Annotated in this window: 18 protein-coding genes; 10 read left to right on the forward strand and 8 right to left on the reverse strand. The window is 48.3% G+C overall.

Annotation, left to right across the window (positions count from 1 at the left end):
* Positions 1 to 379 precede the first annotated feature (379 nt).
* A complete protein-coding gene (locus tag C6Y45_RS13765) occupies positions 380 to 1,276 on the reverse strand; it encodes an AEC family transporter (RefSeq protein WP_107585814.1) in 897 nt (298 codons plus the stop codon).
* A 172-nt stretch (positions 1,277 to 1,448) separates the two neighbouring features.
* Between C6Y45_RS13765 and C6Y45_RS17975 the strand changes: the two genes are divergently transcribed.
* Positions 1,449 to 1,952, forward strand: a complete 504-nt coding sequence (locus C6Y45_RS17975; RefSeq protein ID WP_245922664.1) for an ATP-binding cassette domain-containing protein — start codon at positions 1,449 to 1,451, stop codon at positions 1,950 to 1,952.
* Positions 1,931 to 2,245: an ATP-binding cassette domain-containing protein gene (locus C6Y45_RS17980; RefSeq protein ID WP_245922665.1), complete on the forward strand. Its 315-nt coding sequence runs from the start codon at positions 1,931 to 1,933 to the stop codon at positions 2,243 to 2,245. Before C6Y45_RS17975 ends, C6Y45_RS17980 begins: the two co-directional genes overlap by 22 nt.
* Positions 2,246 to 2,316: 71 nt before the next feature.
* On the opposite strand, the gene C6Y45_RS13775 is transcribed toward C6Y45_RS17980, so the two are convergent.
* Positions 2,317 to 3,747, reverse strand: a complete 1,431-nt coding sequence (locus tag C6Y45_RS13775; protein ID WP_107585815.1) for an NAD-dependent succinate-semialdehyde dehydrogenase — start codon at positions 3,745 to 3,747, stop codon at positions 2,317 to 2,319.
* Between the two features lie 731 nt (positions 3,748 to 4,478).
* Here C6Y45_RS13775 and gltB point away from each other — a divergent pair.
* From gltB to C6Y45_RS13800, 3 genes are all read left to right on the forward strand, one after another.
* Positions 4,479 to 9,068 carry a glutamate synthase large subunit gene (gltB, locus tag C6Y45_RS13785; protein WP_107585817.1) on the forward strand — a complete coding sequence of 1,530 codons (4,590 nt, stop codon included), beginning with the start codon at positions 4,479 to 4,481 and terminating at the stop codon, positions 9,066 to 9,068.
* Positions 9,069 to 9,324: 256 nt separating this feature from the next.
* Positions 9,325 to 10,812, forward strand: a complete 1,488-nt coding sequence (locus C6Y45_RS13795; protein WP_107585819.1) for a glutamate synthase subunit beta — start codon at positions 9,325 to 9,327, stop codon at positions 10,810 to 10,812.
* Between the two features lie 160 nt (positions 10,813 to 10,972).
* Positions 10,973 to 11,209, forward strand: coding sequence for a hypothetical protein (locus tag C6Y45_RS13800; protein ID WP_107585820.1), 237 nt, complete (start codon positions 10,973 to 10,975; stop codon positions 11,207 to 11,209).
* A 37-nt stretch (positions 11,210 to 11,246) separates the two neighbouring features.
* On the opposite strand, the gene C6Y45_RS13805 is transcribed toward C6Y45_RS13800, so the two are convergent.
* Entirely contained in the window at positions 11,247 to 11,768 is a 522-nt protein-coding gene (locus C6Y45_RS13805; protein WP_107585821.1) for an acyl-CoA thioesterase, read from the reverse strand.
* A 121-nt stretch (positions 11,769 to 11,889) separates the two neighbouring features.
* Here C6Y45_RS13805 and C6Y45_RS13810 point away from each other — a divergent pair, with 121 nt between their 5' ends.
* Together C6Y45_RS13810 and C6Y45_RS13815 are read left to right on the forward strand one after the other, a co-directional pair.
* Complete coding sequence (locus tag C6Y45_RS13810; RefSeq protein ID WP_107585822.1) at positions 11,890 to 12,222, forward strand: CHY zinc finger protein; 333 nt, start codon at positions 11,890 to 11,892, stop codon at positions 12,220 to 12,222.
* 10 nt (positions 12,223 to 12,232) lie between these two features.
* Positions 12,233 to 12,826, forward strand: a complete 594-nt coding sequence (locus tag C6Y45_RS13815) for an FMN-dependent NADH-azoreductase (RefSeq protein WP_107585823.1) — start codon at positions 12,233 to 12,235, stop codon at positions 12,824 to 12,826.
* 345 nt (positions 12,827 to 13,171) lie between these two features.
* Here the strand turns inward: C6Y45_RS13815 and C6Y45_RS13820 are convergent, their stop codons facing one another.
* The 4 genes from C6Y45_RS13820 to C6Y45_RS13835 are packed head-to-tail and all read right to left on the reverse strand — an operon-like array spanning position 13,172 to position 17,077.
* Positions 13,172 to 14,185, reverse strand: a complete 1,014-nt coding sequence (locus C6Y45_RS13820) for an ABC transporter ATP-binding protein (protein ID WP_107585824.1) — start codon at positions 14,183 to 14,185, stop codon at positions 13,172 to 13,174.
* Positions 14,151 to 15,203, reverse strand: coding sequence for an ABC transporter ATP-binding protein (locus C6Y45_RS13825; RefSeq protein ID WP_107585825.1), 1,053 nt, complete (start codon positions 15,201 to 15,203; stop codon positions 14,151 to 14,153). Before C6Y45_RS13825 ends, C6Y45_RS13820 begins: the two co-directional genes overlap by 35 nt.
* 35 nt (positions 15,204 to 15,238) lie before the next feature.
* Positions 15,239 to 16,159: a nickel ABC transporter permease gene (gene nikB / locus C6Y45_RS13830; RefSeq protein WP_107585826.1), complete on the reverse strand. Its 921-nt coding sequence runs from the start codon at positions 16,157 to 16,159 to the stop codon at positions 15,239 to 15,241.
* 21 nt (positions 16,160 to 16,180) lie between these two features.
* Positions 16,181 to 17,077, reverse strand: a complete 897-nt coding sequence (locus tag C6Y45_RS13835; RefSeq protein ID WP_107585827.1) for an ABC transporter permease — start codon at positions 17,075 to 17,077, stop codon at positions 16,181 to 16,183.
* A 390-nt stretch (positions 17,078 to 17,467) separates the two neighbouring features.
* On the opposite strand from C6Y45_RS13835, the gene C6Y45_RS13840 reads away from it, so the two are divergent.
* The 3 genes from C6Y45_RS13840 (at position 17,468) to C6Y45_RS13850 (ending at position 22,649) form a co-directional block, all read left to right on the forward strand.
* Positions 17,468 to 19,093 carry a glutathione ABC transporter substrate-binding protein gene (locus C6Y45_RS13840; RefSeq protein ID WP_107585828.1) on the forward strand — a complete coding sequence of 542 codons (1,626 nt, stop codon included), beginning with the start codon at positions 17,468 to 17,470 and terminating at the stop codon, positions 19,091 to 19,093.
* 362 nt (positions 19,094 to 19,455) lie between these two features.
* Entirely contained in the window at positions 19,456 to 21,114 is a 1,659-nt protein-coding gene (locus C6Y45_RS13845) for a glutathione ABC transporter substrate-binding protein (protein ID WP_107585829.1), read from the forward strand.
* Between the two features lie 170 nt (positions 21,115 to 21,284).
* Positions 21,285 to 22,649 carry an aspartate kinase gene (locus C6Y45_RS13850; protein WP_107585844.1) on the forward strand — a complete coding sequence of 455 codons (1,365 nt, stop codon included), beginning with the start codon at positions 21,285 to 21,287 and terminating at the stop codon, positions 22,647 to 22,649.
* Positions 22,650 to 23,033: 384 nt separating this feature from the next.
* Here the strand turns inward: C6Y45_RS13850 and C6Y45_RS13855 are convergent, their stop codons facing one another.
* Positions 23,034 to 24,491: an alpha-amylase gene (locus tag C6Y45_RS13855; RefSeq protein ID WP_107585845.1), complete on the reverse strand. Its 1,458-nt coding sequence runs from the start codon at positions 24,489 to 24,491 to the stop codon at positions 23,034 to 23,036.
* Positions 24,492 to 24,644: the final 153 nt, after the last annotated feature.

The following is a 24,644-nucleotide window of genomic DNA, read 5'->3' on the forward strand; positions in this document are numbered from 1 at the left end:
CATATTTCTTTTTGAGTTCTTCGATCGCTCCTTCTTTATCCCCCATCCCGGTTCACCTCCTTTGGTTTTACTTAGTATAAGGAACTGGTCTTACTTTGTCCAAAGGAATTAGGGGGCCGGAGAGTTAATGAGATCGGTTTAATCATTATAGCCGGACGTTTTGTCATTAAGAAGGTTATTAATCATTACAGGCAGCTTTTAATCTTTATAAGATCCGTACAACGACGAATTAATCATTATAAATCCCCGATTAATCTTCAGGAAGTTCTTTTTGCCTGGTCTTTAAAACGCTCAGTCTCTGAAGCCGGCGCAGAATCAAAAAAACCGCTGAAAGCATTTTCGCGCTTTCAGCGGCATTTGTTCAGCCTACCCGTATTCCTCAGTTAAGAATCGTCAGCAGGACGGTAATGGTGATGACGCTTAACAGGGTCGAAACGAGCGTCACACTCGACACATATTTCGGCTGGTTATCAAACTGTACGGCCATCATAACGATCGTGGCAGCAGACGGCATAGCCGCAGATACGATCAGCACTTTCGCAAGAAGCGGATCGACCGGCAGTATAACAGTCAGTACGTAGGCTATAAACGGAGAAACAAAAAGCCGTACTGTGACGCCGTAGGAAACCGACGGCCAGTCGAAATGTCCGAGCTCCATGTTGGCGAGCTGCATACCTAGAATAATCATAACGAGCGGGATGGCGGAAGCGGCGACGATATCAATGCTCCCCATCAGGTTTTCCGGCATGGAAAAAGGCATCATTTGAAAAAAGACAGCAAGAAGGAGCGCATAAGTCACCGGCATGCTTAAAATACTTTTTAATGCGTAACGTGCTCCTGCATAACCTTTTGCTGCATAGTAAACACCGAAAACGTTCATGATAATCGACTGCAGAACCATAAAGGATACGGCGTAGGCGAAACCTTCCTGTCCGTAGGCAAATAAAATAATCGGTGCGCCGTAGTTTCCGGCATTCATAAAGGCCGTGGAAAGAATCCATCCGCTTTCTTTCTTCTCCGATTTACCGAAAGCTTTTGCCAGAATTTTGTTGAAAAGAATGAGAGAAAATAAAAGAGCAAACGCAAAGACAACCATCAGCAGATACTGACCGTCGATTTCTGCTTCGTGAAACGTCTGAAAAACGAGCGCCGGTGTCGCTACGTAGAGAGCTACAACGGAGACCGGTTTAATATCAACCTTCTTCCACTTCTGAATGGCGAATCCCGCCCCGAAGATCAGAAGTACGGGCAGGACAACCTGAATAAAAATATGCATGAGTAAAACAACCTCTTCCCGGACAATGCTTTTTTCATTTTACCGCTAATTGCATAAAAAATCACAGAATTGAAAGAAGATAACTTGATCTATTGAAAAATAAAGCTTTTTTCCTGTCACTTTTCTATACAAAATACATAGGGTAAGATAAAAAGAAAAAGGAGTGGGGCCGTTGACAGAAAAAATTATCTCTCTGCAGGATGTTACCGTGCAGCGAAGCGGGAAAAAACTCGTAAAAAATGTTAACTGGGAAATACATAAAGGGGAGCACTGGGGTGTGCTCGGTCTGAACGGATCAGGAAAAACGACACTGCTGAAAGTTATTGCAGGCTCCATGTGGCCGAAAGCCGGAAGCGGCCCTGTTGATATTCTCGGGAATCGTTACGGGAAAACGTATATGCCGGACGTGAAAAAACAGATCGGCTGGGTCAGCCAGGCGGTGGAGCAGCAGTACGAAGGACATATTCAGGCCTCTGCACTTGATATTGTCCTGAGCGGAAGGCACGCATCCATCGGCCTTTATGAACCGGTTACTGAAGCGGATGTGGAAAAAGCCCGGGAACTGCTCGCTAAATTCCGTATTGCTCATTTGGAGGATGAACCTCTTGCCCATTTTTCCCAGGGAGAAAGAAGACCATACTTGCAAGGGCATGGATGGCAGATCCCCGTCTTATGATCCTGGACGAACCGTGCTCCGGGCTCGATCTTTATGCCAGGGAGGAACTGCTTAATACGCTTGAAGAAATGATGGGAAGCAGCGGCCCGACCGTTATTTACGTCAGCCACCATCTGGAAGAAATTATTCCACCGGTGACCCATGCTGTGCTGCTGAAGGAAGGATCGATTACGGCTTCCGGGAAAAAAGAGGAGGTACTTACCGAAAAAAATCTGGAACAGGTTTTCCAGGTGCCTCTTCATATTACGTGGGAAAACGGCCGTCCGTGGGTCAGAATCCGGCGCACGAACTAAAGAGTGGGGCGGGGAAAGCAGAAAAAGCGGATGTCTGACAAATAATGTCAAACATCCGCCGTAGAGAAAAATTACCCGCCGATATTTTTCGCTACATATTTTACTTCCAGAAAATCTTCTATACCTTCCGCGCCGCCTTCCCGGCCGAACCCGGATTCTTTCATTCCGCCGAACGGTGCCTGGGCGGTGGACGGGACACCTTCATTCCAGCCGACAACGCCGAAATCGAGAGCTTCAGCTGCTTTTGTTCCTGTTTTTACATTGTCCGTAAAGATGTAGGAAGCAAGGCCGTAGACGGTGTCATTGGCCAGCTTAATTCCTTCATCAAACGTTTCGAACTTCTGAATCGGTGCAGCAGGGCCGAATGTTTCCTCCTGCATAATGAGCATATCTTCAGAGGCATCTTTAATGACAGTAGGCTGATAGAAAAAAGCACCGTTTTCATCTGTGCCATTTCCGCCGGCAGTGATGGTGCCGCCTTTCTGCTCGGCATCCTCCACGTGGAGCTTCACTTTGTCGTAGCCGTCCTGATCGATGACGGCACCGATATCATGCTTTTCTTCAAAACCGTTGCCGGCACTCATTTTTCCGGCTGCTTCCGAAAAGCGCTCCACGAATTCCGCGTAAACTCCGCTTTGAACGTAAAGGCGGTTCGCTGCAATGCAGGACTGGCCTCCATTCCGGAACTTGGCTCGTAAAGCTTCCCGGACGGCTGTATCAAGATCCGCGTCATTAAAAACGAGCAGTGGAGCATGGCCGCCGAGTTCGAGAGAAAGCTTTTTCACCTGATGAGCACTCTGCTCAATCAGCTTTTTCCCTACTTCGGTGGAGCCGGTGAAGGATACTTTCCGCACACGGCTGTCGTTCATAAACACTTTCGTAATGTCCGAGGCGCTGCCAGTGAGCAGGTTAACGACTCCTTTTGGAATACCTGCTTCTTCACAGAGTTCAATAATTTTCATCGCTGTGAAAGGGGTGGCTGTTGCGGGCTTAATAATAAACGTGCAGCCGGCAGCGAGTGCCGGAGCCAGTTTCCTTGTAATCATAGCCGCCGGAAAATTCCATGGGGTAATGGCAGCTACGACTCCGACCGGCTGTTTCATCACTTCAATACGGTGTTCAGAATGCTTGCCGGGAATCGTGCGTCCGTAAACGCGCTTGGCTTCATCGGCAAACCAGTCGAGAAACGAAGCCGCATAGGCTGTTTCCTGTCTGGAATCGGTAATTGTTTTGCCGTTTTCTTTTGTCATGATCTCGGCAATTTCTTCTGATCGTTCATTCATCAGCCGGAATACTTCCCGGAGATAACCGGCTCTCTCCTGGGCGGTTTTATTCTTCCACTCGTTTAAAGCTGAAGAAGCGGCATCCACTGCCTGACGGGCTTCCGCACTTCCACCTTTCGGAATGTGCCCGATCGTTTCCCCTGAACCGGGATTTGTCACTGCAGTTTTTTCGAGACTGCTGCCTGTCCACATACCGTCAATATATAAGAGATCCTTCATATTCTATCCCTCCTGTTATAACTAAAATTTACCTTTATAACCGCTGAGTAAACATTAACCGTCTAATTCTTGGAGAAATAGAAGCAGCAGGCGACGTTCAAAAACAATCCGGAGCTTTAACAGAAAGGTTCATGCAGAATCACTGCACCAGGAGGAATGAAAATGTCCTTGTTCAGATAGAACGTGCTTTTAATAAGTTTCTGCACTCGAAAGATGCATATTATGAATATGTAAGCGGATACAAAAAAATAGACAAGTTTGTGCATGAAGAATGTTTAAAAAACCTTTTAAATACTTTAATACCTTTTAATGGAAAATGATCTTTATGTTCTAACTTTTATACACATTTCCCCCAGGCTTTTAAATATGAAGAAACACGGCAGCAGCGGCTTTATTAATGGGTAAAATTCGGGCAAATGTTAGAAAATCCAACGAAGCTTCGACGGGCGAAAATCCTTGCACCACAAGGGTTTGTAAACGGTTATAGTCTGACAATAACCGATAAGTGTCAATATTTGGCTTTGTAAATCGCCGAAAAGATGGTATTATTCAATGATATAAAAGAAAAATTCTTCAATTTCAGAATTTTTCACTTCTGCCTCTTACAAAAATTTCCTTTATGCAGGTTGAGTAAGAGTGTATAAAAATGTGAAGAAATGATTAAATATTCCGAAGAGGATGTATGTTTTTTCATTTGTTCATATTTCGAAAAATTAAGGAGGGACGTTATCATGATGAAACACGGATATCCTGCTGCTCAGGGACTTTATGACCCAAGAGAGGAGCATGAAGCCTGCGGGATAGGGATGATTGCGAATATCAACGGTACAAAAACCCATGATATCGTTCAGAATGCCATCACTATTCTTTGTAACCTTGAACACCGCGGAGGCCAGTCAGCGGACGTCAGTTCAGGGGATGGGGCGGGGATTCTCACACAGATTCCGCACCGGTTTTTCCAAAAGCAGTTTCATAAGGAAGATATTACGATCCCGGAAGAGGGCCACTATGGTATTGGCATGGTTTTCTTCCCTCAGGACCAGAAGGAGCGTAAAGCAAGCCGGAAAATCTTCGAACGTATTATCGAAGAAGAAGGCCTGTCTATTCTCGGCTGGCGGACGGTGCCTGTCAACGACTCGTTTGTCGGAGATGAAGCAAAGAAAACAGAACCGTTTATCCGCCAGGTCATTGTCCGCCCAAGCGGAGAGTCTAAAAACCAGGATGAACTGGAACGTCGTCTTTACGTGATCCGTAAACGGACGGAGATCGAGATTGCAAAATCCCTGAACAGTCAGGATTTTTATGTGTGCAGCCTGTCGACCCGTACTATCGTTTATAAAGGCATGCTTATCCCAGAGCAGCTTGATTCCTTTTACATTGATCTGAACCACCCTGATTTCAAATCAGCTGTGGCATTCGTCCACTCCCGTTTCAGTACAAATACCTTCCCGAGCTGGAAGCGGGCACACCCGAACCGCTATACGATCCATAACGGGGAATTTAATACGATCCGTGGAAACATGAACTGGATGAAGGCGCGCGAAAAAATGTGCCAGTCCGAATACTTCGATAAGGAAGATATGGACAAACTAATGCCGGTAATTGATAAAAACGGCAGTGATTCCTCCATGTTTGATAACGGATTTGAATTTCTTCATCTTTCCGGGCGATCTCTCGCTCATACGGCCATGATGATGATTCCGGAGCCGTGGGCAAACGATGATTCCATCAAACCGGAAAAGCGCGACTTCTATGAGTACCACAGCACGCTCATGGAGCCATGGGACGGACCGGCAGCGATCGGATTCACCGATGGGCGTCACGTAGGAGCTATTCTGGACCGGAACGGTCTGCGTCCTGCACGTTACTACGTAACGAAAAGCGGCCAGCTCGTTCTAGGCTCCGAAGTGGGGGCACTGGACATTTTTGCGGACGATATCCTCTACAAAGAGCGTCTGCACCCGGGTAAAATGCTTCTGCTTGATCTGGAAAAAGGGAAAATTATTCCAGACGAAGAAATCAAAATGGAAATTGCGAGAGAAAAGCCGTATCGTCAGTGGATTGACGAGCATATGCTTGACCTGGACGAAATTCCAAAGGTAGAAGATAAGCTCCCGGATGACCAGGAAAATCTCGTGGAAAAGCAGCTTGCTTTCGGTTATACGAATGAGGAAATGAACAAAATTTTAAAACCGCTTGTAGCAAGTAAAAAAGATCCGGTCGGCTCCATGGGATACGATTCCCCGCTGGCAGTTCTTTCGAAAAAACCGCAGCTTTTATATAACTATTTCAAACAGCTTTTTGCCCAGGTAACGAATCCGGCAATCGACGCGATCCGGGAAGAAATCGTTACTCAGTTCAGCACGACAATCGGAGCTGAAGGAAGTCTTGTTAATCCGGATGCGAAAAGCTGTAAGCATATCCGTCTGAAAAAGCCGGTGCTGAGCAATGAACAGCTGGAAACTCTGCGGCGTCAGGACCTTGACGGTTTTAAAGCAGCCACGCTTCCGATTCTGTTTAACGCATCAGAAGGCAGTGAAGGACTGGAGCCTGCCCTGGAGCGGCTGTTTGCTGAAGCAGATGAAGCAATGGAGAACGGGAGCGTTCTGCTCATTCTGTCAGACCGCGGCGTAAACAAAGATAAAGCGCCTATTCCTGCACTGCTTGCTGTATCTGCTCTGCACCACCATCTTATCCGGGAAGGAAGACGGACGCGTGTGAGTCTGCTTGTAGAAACTGCCGAAGCCCGGGAAGTGCACCATTTTGCTTCCCTCCTCGGTTACGGAGCAGAAGCGATCAACCCGTATCTTGCCTATGCCTCTCTGCAGCAGCTGAGAGACCGCGGGGAGCTCGATCCGGCCTACACTACGCATCAGCTCGTCTACCAGTATATTGATTCGGTTACAGACGGTATTATGAAAGTAATGTCGAAAATGGGGATTTCCACGATTCAAAGTTACCGCGGTGCACAGATTTTTGAAGCTGTAGGTATATCAAGGGAAGTTATTGACCGTCATTTCACACGGACATCGTCCAAGCTCGACGGTATCGGTCTCGATACGATGGCAGAAGAAGTGCTTCTCCGCCACGTACCGGCCTTTGAAGAAGAACGGGGCAAGGAAAAGCGTCTGGAAATCGGGGACGAATTCCAGTACCGCCAGAACGGGGAGGATCATCAGTATAATCCGAAAACGATCCACCTTCTGCAGCACTCCACCCGTTCCAATAACTATGAAGCCTTTAAGGAATATTCCCGATTGATTACAGACGAGAAAAACAATCTTCAGTCTCTGCGCGGCCTGATTTCCTTTAAAGACCGCAATGCCGTTCCGATTGAAGAAGTGGAGTCGGTGGAGGCGATCGTGAAACGCTTTAAAACAGGAGCGATGTCTCTCGGGGCGATCAGTGCAGAAGCGCACGAAGCTCTCGCTATTGCGATGAACCGTCTCGGCGGCAGCAGTAACAGCGGGGAAGGCGGGGAGTTCCCTGACCGTTTCACGCCGGACGAAAACGGAGACTCCCGACGCAGCTCCATTAAGCAGGTGGCTTCCGGACGCTTCGGGGTGAAAAGTCATTATCTCGTGAATGCGGATGAAATCCAGATTAAAGTGGCCCAGGGAGCGAAGCCTGGTGAAGGGGGACACCTCCCAGGTAAGAAAGTGTACCCGTGGATTGCAGAAGTGCGCGGCTCCACGCCTGGTGTGGAACTGATCTCTCCTCCTCCTCACCACGATATTTATTCGATTGAGGACCTGGCAGAACTTATTCATAACTTGAAAAACGCCAACCCGAAAGCACGTATCTCGGTGAAGCTTGTTTCTTCCGGCGGTGTCGGTACAATCGCAGCCGGTGTAGCTAAAGGGCGTGCGGATCTCGTTCTGATCAGCGGGTACGACGGCGGAACAGGCGCCGCTCCGAGAACAAGTCTGAAACATGCCGGACTGCCATGGGAAATAGGTCTTGCAGAAACACATCAGACACTTCTGCTGAACGGGCTGCGCGACCGTATCGTCGTCGAAACAGACGGCAAGATGATGACAGGACGCGACGTCGTAGTGGCGACACTTCTCGGTGCAGAAGAGTATGGCTTTTCCACAGCGCCTCTCGTTGTTCTCGGCTGTATTATGATGCGCGTATGTCATCTTGATACGTGCCCGGTAGGTGTGGCTACGCAGAATCCGGAACTTCGCAAAAAGTTTATCGGTACTGCAGACCACGTGGAGAACTTCATGCGATTTGTTGCTCAGGAAACCCGCGAACTGATGGCAGAGCTCGGTTTCCGTACAATCAACGAAATGGTCGGACGTACAGATGTCCTGAAAGTAAAAGAAGACGTAGACCACTGGAAAGGAAAGCATCTGGATTTGAGCCAGCTGCTGTACCAGCCGGAAGTGAAATCCGGACAGACAGCTTACGCGAGCAGAAAGCAGGATCACGCTCTCGAAAAGTCGCTGGACTATCAGGAGCTGCTTCCTTTCTGTGAAGAGGCACTGGAGAATGGAACACCGGTCAAAGGAACGTCTTCTGTAAGAAACATCCACCGCGTAGTCGGTACGATCCTTGGAAGTGAAGTTACCCGCCGTTATGGACTGGAAGGTCTTCCGGACAATACAATCCGGCTGACGTTTAAAGGTTCTGCCGGTCAGAGCTTCGGTGCGTTCATTCCACCTGGTATGACACTGAAACTCGTCGGTGACGCCAACGACTTTATCGGTAAGGGACTTTCCGGAGGCAGAATTATCGCCCGTCCGTCCCGCAAATCAACGTTTGACTGGTCGGAAAATATTATCGTCGGTAACGTGGCTTTCTACGGAGCATCCGGAGGAGAAGCCTATATCAGCGGTCACGCCGGGGAAAGATTCTGTGTCCGTAACAGCGGAGCAAACGTTGTTGTAGAAGGCATCGGAGACCATGGATGTGAATATATGACAGGCGGAAAAGTAGTCGTTCTTGGAGAAACAGGCCGGAACTTTGCGGCAGGAATGTCCGGAGGAACTGCTTACATCTTCGACGAGAAAACTTCTTTCTCCAACAAGTGCAACAAAGAACTTGTCCATCTGCAGTCACTTGAAGACAAGCAGGAAATAGAAGAGCTGCGCCAGATGATCGAAAACCACGTCGAGCATACGCTCAGCCGTAAAGGCCAGCGTATCCTGAATAACTGGGAGACATACGTCACCCGCTTCATCAAAGTTATTCCACAGGACTACCTCGTCATGCAGGAGCGCATCCAGTACCATCTGGAACAGGGACTGAGCCGCTTCGACGCCGAAATGGCAGCCTTCGAAGACAGCAAAAAACCAAAAGTCGCAGCGAAATAGAAAAGCGGAAGAGAGCGTCTTGGGACGCAGCCGGTGGACTGCGCCCTGCGAGATAAAGGAAACCGTGAAAAGCGTATTCCTTTTTACTGGTTGACTTATCGTAAGCGGGGCAAGGGAAGCGGTCCAGTCCCAGCTCTCTGCAGCTGGACAAAGAAAAGCGGAGCTGACCTTTCAGCACTGTCAAAAGTGATGTGTTTTTATCATAAATACCGGGAGAAGCCGTCCCGAAAAAAGTGAAATGAAGGAGGGGGCAACGATGGGAAAGCCTACAGGATTTATGGAGTACACTCGAGTGACAATACCCGAGCGTGACCCTTCTGAACGGACGAAGGACTGGGACGAGTATTCGCTCCCGATGTCAGACGAGGAAGCCCGGAAGCAGGGGGCCCGCTGCATGGACTGCGGTGTCCCTACCTGCCACACGGGAATGGAACTGGACGGAGTAACGACAGGATGTCCGGTGTATCATCTTATTCCGGAATGGAATGACATGGTTTACCGGGGACAGTGGAAAGCTGCCCTGGAAAAAGAGCATGAAATGAACAACTTCCCGGAATTTACCGGATTTGCCTGTCCGGCACCGTGTGAAGGCGCGTGTGTACTCGGCATTAACGAGCCGCCGGTTGCTATCCGTTCCGTAGAAAAATCAATTATTGAAAAAGGTTTTGCCGAAGGATGGGTGCAGCCAAACCCTCCGAAGCAGCGTACAGGAAAGCGCGTAGCGGTTGTCGGATCCGGTCCGGCAGGACTTGCCGCAGCAGACCAGCTGAACAAAGCGGGACACAGCGTCTCGGTATTTGAGCGTCATGACCGTCTCGGCGGCCTGCTGACGTATGGTATTCCCGAAATGAAACTGCCTTATTCTATCGTTCAGCGCCGAATCAACATCCTGGAACAGGAAGGTATCGAATTCTTCACTAACACAGAAGTAGGAAAAGATATTACTTCCGAGCAGCTGAGGAGCGAATTTGATTCGACTATTCTCTGCGGCGGCGCTACAATACACCGGGACGTGCCGGCAGAAAACACGGATTTGAAAGGCATTCATTATGCGATGGATTTCCTCCATGCCAATACGAAGAGCCTTCTCGATTCAAATCTCGAAGACGGAAGCTATATTTCCGCTGAGGACAAAAATGTTCTTGTAATTGGTGGAGGAGATACCGGTACGGACTGTATCGCTACTTCTGTACGTCATAACTGTAAGAGCCTTGTCCAGTTTGATATTTACGATAAAAAAGGTACAGAGCGTGACATGCTTGCAAATCCGTGGCCGCAGTATCCGGTTATTCACCGGGTGGAATACGGACAGAAGGAAGCGGAATCTGTATTCGGTGATGACCCTCGTGCCTATGCCGTCATGACAAAGAAATTTGTCGGAGATGAAAACGGTCAGGTAAAGGAAGTCCATACTGTCAACGTCTCCCTTCGCTTTGACGAAGAAGGAAACAAGATCCGCGAAGAAATTCCAGGATCGGAAAAAGTATGGCAGGTGGATCTCGTACTTGTAGCTATCGGTTTTAAAGGACCGGAGCAGGGACTCCTGGAACAGCTGAATGTGGAAACAAAAACGAACTCCACAGTCAGAGCAATGTACGATGATTTCCGTACAAATGTCGATGGTGTTTTCGCTGCAGGCGACATGCGCCGCGGCCAGAGTCTGATCGTTTGGGCTATTAATGAAGGGCGGGGTGCAGCACGTGAATGTGACCGCTACTTAATGGGCGGAACGCAGCTGCCTTAAGATAGACACCGGTGTTAAATAATAATAAAGAAAGGGACCGTCTCATACGATGAGGCGGTCTCTTTTTGATGCTTTGATGGAAGAGAAAGGAAAAGTTTCATGTTTAAATTTCGTTTTCAGGGGGCATAAGAAGAAAGGAAAGAAATAAAGGAGGAAAAGCATGACCACCGCAAAACAAAAATCCAATGTTTTAAAATATATTCTTACAGCCCTTTTTGCTGTAACTCTGCTTCTCATTCTTGTAAACTTTGTTCTGCCGATGATGAATACGGGAACAGCGGAAGAGGAGCTTAATGAAACAGAAATATCAGTAGATTTAAACGAAGAAGCAGCAGAAGACATATCAGATCACTCGGTACTATTAAACAGCCTGCTTCAGAGACAGGCCTCTGAATAAAAAACGCCGCGGCAAAACTGCCACGGCGTTTTTATTTTTAGTAGTCCTGATCCCAGGGCTTGAGATCCGTTAGTATGTCTGCGAGTTCTTTACTCTGCTTTCGTCCTTCTTTACGGACCGCACGCCGTTCAGGGGCTGTATTGAAAAGGTATGTTTCTTCCTTTGATTCCGGGAGGACCGATGGGACTTCAGCCGGCTTTCCGTCCTCTTTTAAAGCAACAAACGTTAAAAAGCTTGTAGCAGCGAGCCTTCTGTCACCGGTAAGCAGATCTTCTGCAATGACTTTTACAAAAACTTCCATCGAACTTTTCCCAGTGGAAGAAACGTGGGACTCGAGACAGACTGAATCTGTCTGGCGTATCGGGTAAAGAAAGTCCACCGAGTCCATGGAAGCTGTGACGCATTCTTTCCGGCAGTGCCGGGAAGCGGAAATAGAAGCTGTATCGTCAATATCACGCATCAGCTTTCCCCCGAAAAGGGTATCGTGATTATTTGTGTCCTGCGGGAACACGCGTCCCGTTTTAATGACTCGTGAATCTCTGCATCGTTTTTCTGACATGATTTCACTCTCCTCTAAATATAACTTGTCCATTATAGCACGAATGATTTTTTCGGGGAAAAAGGAAGGGGCAGGAGGAAAGTATGTCGAAAGTATTTCCTAAGAGCAGGGAGTGAGTCGTGTGAACATATATGGAAAACAAGTATACGGCGCAGAGGATGAAGAAACGAGATGCAGCCATTATCATCAGGAAACAGACCGTATTGCTTTAAAATGCTTCTGCTGCAGGGAATACTATCCCTGCTATAAGTGCCACGAAGAAATTACGGGAAAACCTTTTAAACCGTGGCCTGCAGAGTACCGGGAAGAAAAAGCTGTGCTGTGCGGAGCATGCGGAACAGAACTGACGATCAGCGGATATTTAACGTCTTCCAGCCGCTGTCCTTCCTGTCGCTCCGCCTTTAATCCGGGATGTGCGCTGCATTATCACCTGTATTTTGAGCCGAAGAAATAAGGAGGAAACGATGAGCCTTTTGTATGTTACTGCCAACCCGAAAAAAACCTCCGAGTCGTTCAGTCTGCAGCTTGGAGAGCACTTTCTAAAATCCTATCAGGAGCTTCATCCGGAAGCAGAAATAAAACGTCTCGACTTATTCAAGGAAAATGTTCCTCCTCTCGAAGGAGAAGCTTTAAGCGCCTGGGAGCGGACGAGTACGACAGAAGTAACAAATAAATACGTAGAGGAATTTCTACGGTACGACCAGGTCGTTTTCGTTACTCCGCTCTGGAACATGGGGGTGCCGTCCCCGGTCAAAGCTTATATCGACCATTTAATTCTTCCGGATAAAACGTTCCGGTTTGGGGAAAAAGGCATCGAGGGCCTGCTGCAAAATACAAGAATTCTCCATCTCCAGTCGCGCGGTGGTATTTATTCCGAAGGAAAGCTGGCTTCTTTTGAACACGGAGACAGCTATTTGCGAACAATTTTCCAGCTCACAGGGATAAAGACATACGAACACATTTATGTGGAAGGAACGAGCACCTATCCGGACGAAGCAGCCGGACGGCTGGAAAAAGCAAAGCAGGAAGCGGAAAAGCTGGCTTCCACGTTTCAATAAGCCGGTATAGAAGAAAAGAGAAGCGGTGCCGAAAGCTGGGCGCCGCTTCTTTTTTTGTACCGGACTTTTTTTGAGGAGGAGCAGTTGTTTCACAGTCATGATTAATCATTATAGAAGGTGGAATAATCTTTATCGGAACTCGATTAATCATTATAGGCGGGGCATTTGTCATTAAGGATGTTATTAATCATTATGGAGTCTGCTTTAATCATTATATACCGTCCTGGAAGGTGAATTAATCAGTACAGTCTTCCGATTAATCAACCCGGAACTCAACCCTCCCTAAAAACAGAACGAGAACGAAGAAATTAAAAACCCCCGTCCAAAGACGGGGGCTGCAAGTTATTAATAATTCGGCTTCATTTCACCGGATTCAATTTCCTCAATGTAGTGGCATGCGGCGCGGTGGCCGTCCTGCATAAGTGAATCATTGTTACGGAGTTCCGGGTCTTCTTCTACACACTTATCGGTAGCAAACGGACAGCGTGTATGGAAGCGGCAGCCGGTCGGCGGATCGATCGGGGAGGGAACGTCCCCTTTCAGTACGATCTGCTCTTTTTTCTTCGTTGGATCCGGCACCGGAATTGCAGAAAGAAGCGTTTTTGTGTACGGATGCTTCGGATTGTCGAAGAGCGACTTCTTATCAGCAATCTCTACGATTTTTCCGAGATACATCACAAGTACACGGTCGGAGATATGGCGCACAACTCCGAGGTCATGTGAGATAAACAAATACGTCAGGTTGTAGTCACGCTGCAGCTTTTTAAGCAGGTTCAGCACCTGAGCCTGAATGGACACGTCGAGTGCGGAAACTGACTCGTCACAGATAATCATTTTCGGATCCACAGAAAGCGCGCGGGCAATACCGATACGCTGACGCTGTCCGCCGCTGAATTCGTGAGGGAAACGGTCGATCTGGTGCTCCCCGAGGCCGACGGTTTTCATCAGCTCTTTGATGCGTGCTTCCCGTTTATCTTTCGGAAGCACGTCCTGTATTTCCATCGCTTCGCTCAGAATCTGGCGTACGGTCTGGCGGGGATTGATGGAGGCGTAAGGGTCCTGAAATATAATCTGCAGGTCTTTGCGTTTACGGCGCATGTCCTTTTTACTGAGAGCAAGAAGATCCTGTCCCTGAAAATCGACTTCGCCTTCTGTCGGCTCATCGAGGCGGAGGATGGCGCGGCCGGTCGTTGACTTTCCGCAGCCTGATTCCCCAACGATGCTGAGCGTTTCTCCTTCTTTTACTTCAAAAGAAATGTCATCGACCGCTTTAACGTCGTTTACTTTACGGCCGAGGATTCCTCCTTTGATCGGGAAATACTGTTTAAGATTGCGTACTTTCAGAATATCCGTAGTCATCTCTGACATTCACCTCCGGGCCGTCCCACTGATCGGTATGAATCCAGCAGCGGACTTGATTTCCGTCTCCCTGATCTTCAAGGTCAGGAAGTCTTTCTACGCACATTTCTCGGGCGAACGGGCAGCGCGGAGCAAACCGGCAGCCATTCGGCAGGTCGTCCGGTCTTGGCACCATCCCGCGGATAACTTCCAGTTCTTCCTGGTCGATATCGTGGCGGGGGAGGGACTTCAGAAGGCCGACTGTATAAGGGTGTTTCGGATTGGCAAACAGCGTGTTCACATCAGCATATTCGACAATTTTACCGGCGTACATAACAGCGACGTAATCGCACGTTTCTGCTACGACACCGAGGTCGTGCGTAATAAGAAGCATCGACATGCCGAGATCTTTCTGCAGATCGTTGACCAGGCCGAGAATCTGCGCCTGGATCGTTACATCGAGAGCGGTTGTCGGCTCATCAGCGATGAGAAGTTCCGGGTTACACGCAAGCGCGATGGCAATCATTGCACGCTGGCGCATTCCCCCGGAAAGTTCGTGCGGATAAGCTTTCAGCCGGGCTTTCGGTGAAGGAATACCTACGAGTTCGAGCATGCCGAGAGCTTTTTCAAGCGCCTGTTTTTTCGAGAGTCCCTGGTGGATCTGATAGGATTCAGCGATCTGGTCACCGATCGTATATACCGGGTTGAGGGAAGTCATCGGTTCCTGGAATATCATGGAGATCTTATTCCCGCGGATCCGGCGCATTTCTGCTTCCGATTTAGCCAGAAGATCTTCCCCGTTAAAAGTAATCGACCCGCCTTTAACACGGCCTGGGGCTTCAATCAGCCGCATGATGGAGAGGGCGGTAATGCTTTTGCCGGAACCGGACTCTCCTACGATACCGAGAGTTTTTCCGGCAGGGACGTCAAAATGAACGCCGTCTACCGCCTTAACTTCTCCTTTATGGGTAAAAAACGATGTCTGCAGGTCATCTACTTTAATAATTGTTTTCGTGTCATTATCTTTAAGGTTATCCAACAGGTCTCCCACCTTTCTTTGTTGGAATAGTAGTATTAATCAAGATCAATCCGCTTGTTAAGGAAGCGGTAGGAAATATCAACAATAAAGTTTACGAATACGAACATCAAGGCAAGGATCAGTACTGCACCTTGAACAATCGGGAAGTCCCGCTGTCCGATGGCTTCCACGACGAGGCGGCCTAGGCCGTTAATCGCAAAAACGGTTTCTGTCAGCACCGCACCTCCTAGAAGAACACCAAACTGAAGTCCGACAACAGTGACAACCGGGATTAACGCGTTACGAAGGGCGTGCTTGTAAACGACGTAGCGCTCTTTTACCCCTTTGGCACGGGCGGTACGGATGTAATCCTGGTGGATAACCTCCAGCATGCTGGAACGTGTCATCCGGGCGATGATCGCTGCACCGGCAGTACCGAGGGTAATAACCGGCAGGATAATCGACTGCGGTGTGCCCCAGCCGGAAACCGGGAGCCATTCAATATTCAGTGCAAAATACTGAATAAGCATCAGGCCAAGCCAGAAGTTCGGCATGGATAGACCGAATAAAGCAGTAATCATAATAATCATGTCAAGCGGTGAATTACGGCGTGTTGCAGAAACAATCCCGGCAATCAGGCCGATAAAGATGCTTAGAAGTGTACTGTAAAAGGCCAGTTCGACTGTTACCCAGAATCTTGCACCGATCTCATCCGTAACGGCGCGGCCGCTCCGGATGGAGTTTCCGAGGTCACCAGTCACGGCATTACCGACGAACGTTCCGTACTGAACAGGAAGTGGATCATTCAGCCCAAGACGCTCACGGGTCTGCTCAACCTGCTGTTCGTTGGCACTTTCACCGGCAATAATCTGGGCCGGGTCACCTGGAATCAGGTGCATCATAAGGAAAACGACGAGAGTTACCCCGATCATAACCGGGATAGTCTGTATCAAACGTCGTACTGTATAGATAAACAAAAGGCTTCACCTCTCTTACTGTTAAGATTTTAGTTTAGGGTCCAGGGCGTCACGTACGCCGTCACCAAACAGGTTGAAGGCAAGGACGACAAGTACGATAGCAAGACCAGGGAAAAGGGCAATGTGCGGATGTTCCCACATGTAGTTTCGTCCGGCAGCAAGCATGGCTCCCCATTCCGGCGTCGGCGGCTGCGCACCAAGGCCAAGGAAGGACAGTCCACTAGCGGTCAGTACGGCTGTCGCAATGCGGAGTGTTGCCTGTACGATGATTGGTGACATAATATTCGGAAGAATGTGACGGAAAATAATGCGGAAATCCGACGCCCCAAGAGCACGGACAGCGTCAACATATTCTAATTTTCTGACAGATAAAGTTGAACCGCGTACGATACGGGCAAATACCGGTATCGAGAATATCGAAATCGCGATAATAACGTTATTGATGCTTCCACCGAGTACAGCTACGATACCAAGAGCAAGTAGAATACCAGGGAAAGCGAGAAGAACGTCCATCGTTCTCATGATAACTGCGTCAATCCGTCCTCCGTAGTAGCCGGATACAATTCCAAATACAACCCCGAAAATCATCCCGACGAACACGGAAAGAAAGCCTATGTAGAGTGTAATGGACATTCCGTGAATAATCCGGGTGAAAATATCACGGCCGTGGTGGTCTGTTCCAAACCAGTACTGACTTGAAGGCCCTTCCAGCCTGTCCGCGACGTTTGGAGCCAGAGGGTCCCCTGTTGTTATCCATGGGCCGATAATTGCTATGATCATAAACAGGACGATAAGAATACCGCCTGCCATGGCGAGATAATTCTGCCGGAGTTTACGCCAGACATTTTTAAAGTTTTCCATCTGCGGGTTGACCCGTTTCTTTTCTTCCGTAGAAACGTTAACCGTCGTTTCTGCCATATTGTAAACCTCTCTTTCATATTTGTTTTTTTAAAAAAGCAAAAACTTCTGCCACTATTCCCCTATTATATAGGATTGAAATAAACGGTCGATACGAAAAAATTATATCATTCCCACACTTTTTCACAAGCCTTATTTGAAAAAACCTGAATATTTTCTTAATATAATAATAATTTCTCCCTCATCCTGCCATATAATTGAAATATTTACTAGAAAAACAACGATTTTATGTGAAATCACTTACATGCAATGTGCTCCTTTACTGTGCAAAAGAATATTTTATTCAAATAATAAAAATAGATAGAATAGTTAGAAAATTACATTGATTTTTACACATTAATAGAGTAAATTGGTTAAGTGTTACACAATACATATTCAGGAGGACACAACATGAAGAAATCGACAGCAGTGCTGGCTGCTTTTACGGCGGCAGCGGTTCTTACCGCGTGTGCGGGAGAACCGGAAAATGGCGGGACAGGCAATGGAAATGAGGGAAACCCTTCAGCAGATGGAAACGGCGGGGAAGCGACGGATGAAGAAGTGGATCCGGATAACCTGGTTATAGCGACGCTTTCGGATATTGAAGCGATCGATCCCCACACCTCGAATGACGTACCATCGAGTACGGTACAGCATAATTTGTTTGAATCGCTTCTCATGCAGACGGAAGATATGGAAATCGAACCGCTGCTTGCAACAGAATGGGAAAACACCGATGATACGACGTGGGAGTTCCAGCTTCGGGAGGACGTTACGTTCCACGACGGATCAGAGTTTAATGCAGACGTGGTAAAAGCCAATCTCGACCGGATTCTGGACGAAGATCTTGGGTCACCGCGTGCAGCGCTGTTTGAAATGATTGAAGAAGTTGTCGTCATCGATGACCATACGGTGGAAATCCATACAGAATTTCCATTTTCTCCGCTTCCGGCACACTTGGCGCACTCCGGCGGCGGCATGATGAGTCAGGAAATCATTGAGGAAGATTACGCCCGAATGGAAGACGGCGGGCAGCCGGGAGACTACATTAATGAAAATCCGGCCGGAACAGCTATTTTTGAGTTTGATGAATGGAATCCGGGATCGGAAATCATTTTGACAAGAAACGATGATTACTGGGGTGACCCGGCAGGCGTAGAGCAGGTAACGTTCCAGGTTACGCCGGAAGACCTTACGAGAATCGGAGAGCTGGAAACAGGAGCGGCAGACATCATTTTCCCTGTGAGCCCGAGTGATACCGAGCGCATTGAAGATACAGAAGGCATGGATCTCTACACCCAGGAAAGCCTTGGTCTCGCCTATATTGGATTCAACATGGAAAAAGAACCGTTTGACGATCCGCAGGTGAGAAGGGCGATGGCGATGGCCATTAACAAAGAAGAGCTGCTGGAAGGCGTACTGGAAGGAACCGGGACACCGGCGACAGGACCTCTCGGTGAGCAGATCTTCGGCTTCTCCGATGAAGTCGATGAAATTGAATACGATCCGCAGGGAGCCCAGGAGCTTCTGGCTGAAGCGGGCTATGAAGACGGGTTCGAAACGACGCTATGGACAAATGACAGCCGGGAGCGGATCGATATTGCTGAACTGGTACAGGCACAGCTTTCCGTTGTCGGCGTTGATCTCAGTATCGAAGTACTTGAATGGGGAGCCTACCTCGAGAATACATCAGAGGGGGAGCACGACATGTTTATTCTCGGCTGGTCCACGGCGACAGGGGATGCAGACTATTTGATGTATAACCTGTTCCATTCAAGCCAGCAGGGGGACGGAAATAAATCCTTCATTAACAATCCGGAAATTGACGACCTGCTGGAGCAGGGAAGAAGCGAAACGGATCAGGGCGCAAGAGAGGATATTTACGAAGAAGCGATGGAGCTGCTCGTAGACGAAGCAAAAATGCTTTATCTCTACCACCAGGACTATCTCGTCGGTGTGCGTGACGAAGTCCAGGGCTTCTGGAAGCACCCGAACGGTATTTATCAGCTGCATGACGTAACAATCGAAGAAGAATAACATGAAGAAGCACCGGATCCGATACAGGTCCGGTGCTTCTTAACGGAAGGGCTTGGAATGAACTCCTATCAGAAAGGTTTCTGTCAACGGTGAAAATCTTCACCTACAAAACCGGAGCTTTTTAAAGTCTGTCACAAAAGAGAAGGTTTCTATGCATTCTGATCTCTCCTCTAAATATTTCTGTAAGTTCCTCAAATGGAAAAACAGAAACATTAAAACACCTTGTTCTGCGCAAAAAACGCTTTAAAATATAATTTCAATTCCCTGTAAGAAAAAATAGACTATTGTTTTATTTATCGAAATAATGTAAATTAAAGTTGTACAATTTTGAGAAATTATGAAAGAACAAGGGGGAAATAAGAATGTTCAAAAGCAGGAAGATGCAGGCTTTACTTGCTTCTGTTGCCGGAGCAATGGTTCTCACGGCATGTGCCGGCGAGCCGGACAACGATGGGGGCACAAACAATGGTGCTGCACCGGACAACACAGACAATGCGGACAACGGTAATGCAGAAGGCGATGGAGAAGCGTCTGACGAAGACCTTGATCCGGATAACCTTGTCATTGCTACACTTTCCGACGCAGAGGCAATGGATCCGCACGGTTCCAACGACGTACCATCCAGTGCGGTTCAGACAAACATTTTTGAACCACTGCTGGCACAGGACGAAGACATGGAGCTTCAGCCGCTTCTTGCAACAGAATGGGAAGCAACAGAAGACGATGTGTGGACGTTCCAGCTTCGCGACGATGTGACTTTCCACGATGATTCTGAATTCAATGCCGACGTAGTTAAAGCAAACTTCGACCGTGTACTTGATGAAGATATCGGTTCTCCACGTGCTTTCCTATATGAAATGGTGGAAGAAGTAGTAGTAGTTGATGACTATACCGTTGAATTCCATACAGAATTCCCGTTTGCACCACTTCCTGCCCATATTGCGCATTCCGGCGGAGGTATTATCAGCCAGGAAGCGATTGAAGAAGATTACGCGCAGATGGAAGACGGCGGCCAGCCGGGAGATTATATTAACGAAAATCCAGTCGGAACCGGCTTCTTCGAATTCGAAGAATGGAATCCCGGATCAGAAGTTGTACTTACACGAAACGACGATTACTGGGGCGAGCCTGCAGGTGTGGAACAGGTAACATTCAGCGTTTCTCCTGAGGATCTGACCCGTATCGGCGAACTGGAAACTGGTGCTGCGGATATTATTTATCCTGTAAGCCCAAGTGATACAGAGCGCATTGAAGATACAGAAGGCGTCGACCTTTATACTCAGGAAAGCCTGAGCCTTTCCTATATCGGCTTTAACATGCAGAAAGAGCCGTTCGACGACCCGCAGGTGCGTCAGGCACTTTCCATGGCTATCAACAAAGAGGACCTGCTTGAAGGGGTGCTCGACGGAACAGGAACACCGGCTGTAGGACCGATCGGTGAAAACGTCTTCGGCTTCTCCGATCAAGTAGATGAGCTTGAGTATGATCCGGAACGTGCCCAGGAGCTTCTTGCGGAAGCAGGCTACGAAGACGGATTTGATACAACGATCTGGACGAATGACAGCCGTGAGCGTATGGACGTAGCAGAGCTTGTGCAGGCACAGCTTTCTGCTATCGGTGTTAACGCAGAGATCGAAGTACTTGAGTGGGGCGCGTACCTGGATAATACAGCAGAAGGCGAGCATGATATGTTCATTCTCGGCTGGGTTACTGTAACGGGTGATGCGGACTACGGTATGTACGCTCTCTTCCATTCCAGCCAGCACGGTGCAGCGGGTAACCGTTCATTCATGGATAACGCAGAACTTGACGAAATCCTCGATGAAGCACGACGCGAGCAGGATGAAGAAACTCGGGAGCAGCTTTATGAGGATGCAATGGAAATTCTCGTAGAAGAAGCACCAATGCTTTACCTTTACCACACAGACTACCTCGTTGGTGTGCGTGACGAAGTACAGGGCTTCTGGAAGCATCCAAACGGCCTTTACCAGCTTCATGAAGTAACGATCGAGCAGAACTAATTTAAACTAAAGGAAGCTGTTCCTCAAGGGGGCAGCTTCCTTTTTGCTTTCCTGCGGTAAAATGGGCACTCCGTCTTGCCGGTGTATCTGAATTTTAGTATAATTTCGTTATTGTCTTTATAGAAAAGCTATTTGTACATCTACAAAAAACAAAAGGAGATTTTTTAATGATAAAAGTAGTGAAGTTCGGCGGCAGCTCCCTGGCGGACGGGGGGCAGTTTACTAAAGTCGCATCGATCATCCGGGCGGAAAAAGAAAGACGGCTCGTTGTCGTTTCCGCTCCGGGGAAAAGATTCCCGGAAGACATCAAGACAACGGACCTGCTGATTGAGCTGGCAGAAACCGTGGCGGCCGGCGGAGAAGCAAAAGAGCCTCTTCGTAAAGTAGTTGACCGTTTCGCCGCGATTGTAGAGGAGCTCGGCCTGGATAAAGAACTTCTCGACACGATCCACGGCCGTCTGCAGCACTTGATTGAAACGTACAAAGAAAATACCCCGCGGCTGTTTGACTCCCTGAAAGCAAGCGGGGAAAACGAGAATGCAAGGCTGATGGCAGCCTATCTTGAAAAGCTGGGGGAAGAAGCCCATTTTGTACCGCCGGAAGAAGCAGGGATCGTCGTGACGGACGAACCGGGGGACGCAAGGGTGCTTCCGGAAGCATACGACCGGCTGAAAAAACTCCGGGAACGAAGCGGGATTCTCGTGATTCCAGGATTTTTCGGAGTTTCCAAAACCGGTCATATCGTAACATTTCCGCGCGGCGGTTCAGATATCACGGGTTCCATCGTAGCTGCCGGAGTTGAAGCTTCTCTGTACGAAAATTTCACCGATGTGGACTCCGTCTACTCTGTTAATCCGTCTCTTGTGGAAAATCCGAACGAAATGAAAGAATTAACCTACCGGGAAATGCGGGAGCTCGCGTACGCCGGCTTTTCGGTCTTCCATGACGAAGCACTGCAGCCGGTAGTAGCCAAAAAAGTGCCCGTCAGTATTAAAAACACGAACCGCCCGGAAGCGGACGGGACGCTTATTGTAGCGGAAAGAGAGCAGAAAGGACTTCCGGTTATCGGAATTGCGGCTGATAAAGGGTTTTTAACGATTAACCTGACAAAGTATTTAATGAACCGGGAAGTAGGGTTCGGCCAGCACCTGCTGCAAATCCTGGCGGAAGAAGGAATTTCGTTTGAACATACGCCTTCCGGCATCGATAACATGTCCATTATCCTTCGGGAAGAGTATTTGGAAAACGGCAAAGAGGAAAAAATTCTTCACCGTATCCGCACAGAACTTCAAGTGGAGGAAGTGCACGTGGAGCGGGAGCTCGCGATGGTAATGGTAGTCGGGGAAGGCATGGCAAGTACTGTCGGGGTGGCTGCCAAGGCTACCACTGCTCTGGCGGAAGCAGGAATCAATATTAAAATGATCAATCAGGGTTCCTCGGAAGTCAGCATGATGTTCGGCGTCAATGCCTCCCAGGCAGATGCCGCTGTAAAAAGTCTTTATAAAGCCTGTTTTGAAACAGCCGGCGCACGCTGAAGCAGCGGAGGCATTAAAGATAAAAGCTGTCTTGAAAATATAATAGATAAGTAAGGTTTCGGCCTTCGTTTCCATAGGGAGGCTTTCCGGGCGGGCCGGCTTCAGCTAATTTCTTCCAATCTTCGATTTGGAAGAAATGGATCTTCCGCACGGCCTTTATCGCCTCGGAGTCCCCCATGTCCACTACAGCATGCGGTTAGAAAGACAGATCATAAACAGGCTTTGTTCCTTCTGTTAAAGCTCCGTGATATTCAGAAAGTCGCCTGCGGCTGTTCTTCTGTCCATGAGGATCTTCACGCTTTAACATAGCGGGGATAAAAGATAAATGAAAGAGGCTGCCCTGGAAATATGGGCAGCCTCTTTTTATACAATAGAATAGTTTAATCAGTCGGCCTTCGGGGCGTACACGGAAACACTTCCGCCTTCGACAGGGAAGTCGGCCCAGCCGTCATCTTCAATGGTTATGACGTCTTCTTTATTACCTGTCAGGTCGTGCCAGTCTTCCCCGGCCCGCTCTTCTCCTACATACATCCGCTTGCCTCCCGGCTCTCCATTGGTCAGAACAATAGCACATCCGGAACCAGGTACTTCTTCTGTGCCAAAACGAACCCATCCGATCGTGTTCACATGATCAAAATAATCTTCCTGATCCCCGTAGCTGAAGTGATACCTTGCGTGAAGAAAAGGTTCAAGCATTTCACGTTTTGCATCCATTGGTGCATCTCCGTTAATTCCCGCGTAGTCACCGTAAAAAACGCACGGATACCCGTCTTCTCTGAGAAGAATCATTGCATACGCCATAGGTTTAAACCAGTCTTCCACCCATGATTCCAAAGCTTCATGCGGCTGGGAATCATGGTTGTCCACGAACGTCACAGCATTTGCCGGATGTTTCTGTACGAGTGTGCCATCGAAAATGGCGCTCATGTCGTAGGCATCACCTTCGTTGGATGCTTCAAAAAAGTTATAGTGCAGGGCCACATCAAACATATCGATACTGTACTCGGTGTACTCCAGGAACGATTCAATCGCTTCCAGTTCAGGGTGCCAGAACTCCCCGACAAAGTAGAAGTCTTCACCCTGTTCCTCCCGCATTAAGTAAAGAAATTCTTTAATGAAAAGGTGATTGATGTGCTTAATCGCATCAAGACGGAAACCGTCGCAGTTAATTTCCTCTGCAAACCAGCGTCCCCAGTTGTTCATTTCCTCCCGCACTTCCGGGTGGTTATAGTCGATGTTGGCGAACATTAAGTAGTCGTAGTTGCCGAACTCGTCGTCTACGTGATCATTCCACTCTTTACCTTCACCAAGAATGTGAAAGATACCCGTTTTTTCCGTAGCCGCATCGTAGTCGGTCCCATTGAAATGGTAGAAATGCCATTCAAAATCAGAATACTCTCCGTCCCGTCCGGGGAACGTGAATCGGGTCCAGCCTTCAATGTTGTGAGGTTCATTTACTTCTTCCTCCCGGTTATCGGGATCAACTTCAACTACTTCAAACAGCTCGGTGTCATCTGCCCCGGCCCGGTGGTTCATTACTACATCAGCGTATACACGGATGCCGTGTTCGTGGCAGACTTCAATGGCCTGAATCAGCTCGTCCTTCGTACCGTATTTCGTACGGACAGTTCCTTTTTGATCAAATTCTCCAAGGTCGTATGTATCATAAACCCCATAGCCGTTGTCGTCCTGGGAAATAGCTTTCGTGGAAGGCGGAATCCAGACAGAATCAATTCCCTGGCTCTTCAGCTCTTCCGCCATATCACTCAGACGGTTCCAATGATCCCCTTCATTTGGCAGATGCCATTCGAAAAACTGCATCATTGTATTATTTCTTGGTATATCTGACATTACGATTCCTCCTCTGTAAGCATAAGAATAAATACCCTTCCTGAAGAAAATGAAACAACTGTCTGGAAAAAGGAGAACGGTACTGACCCGGCTAAGGAGGGAGGCATACAAAAAGAGCTGTTCCATCGATTGGAACAGCTCCTG

Source organism: Alkalicoccus saliphilus (genome assembly GCF_003044065.1).
Lineage (GTDB): Bacteria > Bacillota > Bacilli > Bacillales > Salisediminibacteriaceae > Alkalicoccus > Alkalicoccus saliphilus.

What these genes read in the sequence shown, in the direction of transcription:
- C6Y45_RS13765 (WP_107585814.1), bottom strand. Translation starts at nt 1,276, where the DNA reads ATGCATATTTTTATTCAGGTTGTCCTGCCCGTACTTCTGATCTTCGGG.
- C6Y45_RS17980 (WP_245922665.1), top strand. Translation starts at nt 1,931, where the DNA reads ATGGCAGATCCCCGTCTTATGATCCTGGACGAACCGTGCTCCGGGCTC.
- C6Y45_RS13775 (WP_107585815.1), bottom strand. Translation starts at nt 3,747, where the DNA reads ATGAAGGATCTCTTATATATTGACGGTATGTGGACAGGCAGCAGTCTC.
- gltB (WP_107585817.1), top strand. Translation starts at nt 4,479, where the DNA reads ATGATGAAACACGGATATCCTGCTGCTCAGGGACTTTATGACCCAAGA.
- C6Y45_RS13795 (WP_107585819.1), top strand. Translation starts at nt 9,325, where the DNA reads ATGGGAAAGCCTACAGGATTTATGGAGTACACTCGAGTGACAATACCC.
- C6Y45_RS13800 (WP_107585820.1), top strand. Translation starts at nt 10,973, where the DNA reads ATGACCACCGCAAAACAAAAATCCAATGTTTTAAAATATATTCTTACA.
- C6Y45_RS13805 (WP_107585821.1), bottom strand. Translation starts at nt 11,768, where the DNA reads ATGTCAGAAAAACGATGCAGAGATTCACGAGTCATTAAAACGGGACGC.
- C6Y45_RS13815 (WP_107585823.1), top strand. Translation starts at nt 12,233, where the DNA reads ATGAGCCTTTTGTATGTTACTGCCAACCCGAAAAAAACCTCCGAGTCG.
- C6Y45_RS13820 (WP_107585824.1), bottom strand. Translation starts at nt 14,185, where the DNA reads ATGACTACGGATATTCTGAAAGTACGCAATCTTAAACAGTATTTCCCG.
- C6Y45_RS13835 (WP_107585827.1), bottom strand. Translation starts at nt 17,077, where the DNA reads ATGGCAGAAACGACGGTTAACGTTTCTACGGAAGAAAAGAAACGGGTC.
- C6Y45_RS13840 (WP_107585828.1), top strand. Translation starts at nt 17,468, where the DNA reads ATGAAGAAATCGACAGCAGTGCTGGCTGCTTTTACGGCGGCAGCGGTT.
- C6Y45_RS13845 (WP_107585829.1), top strand. Translation starts at nt 19,456, where the DNA reads ATGTTCAAAAGCAGGAAGATGCAGGCTTTACTTGCTTCTGTTGCCGGA.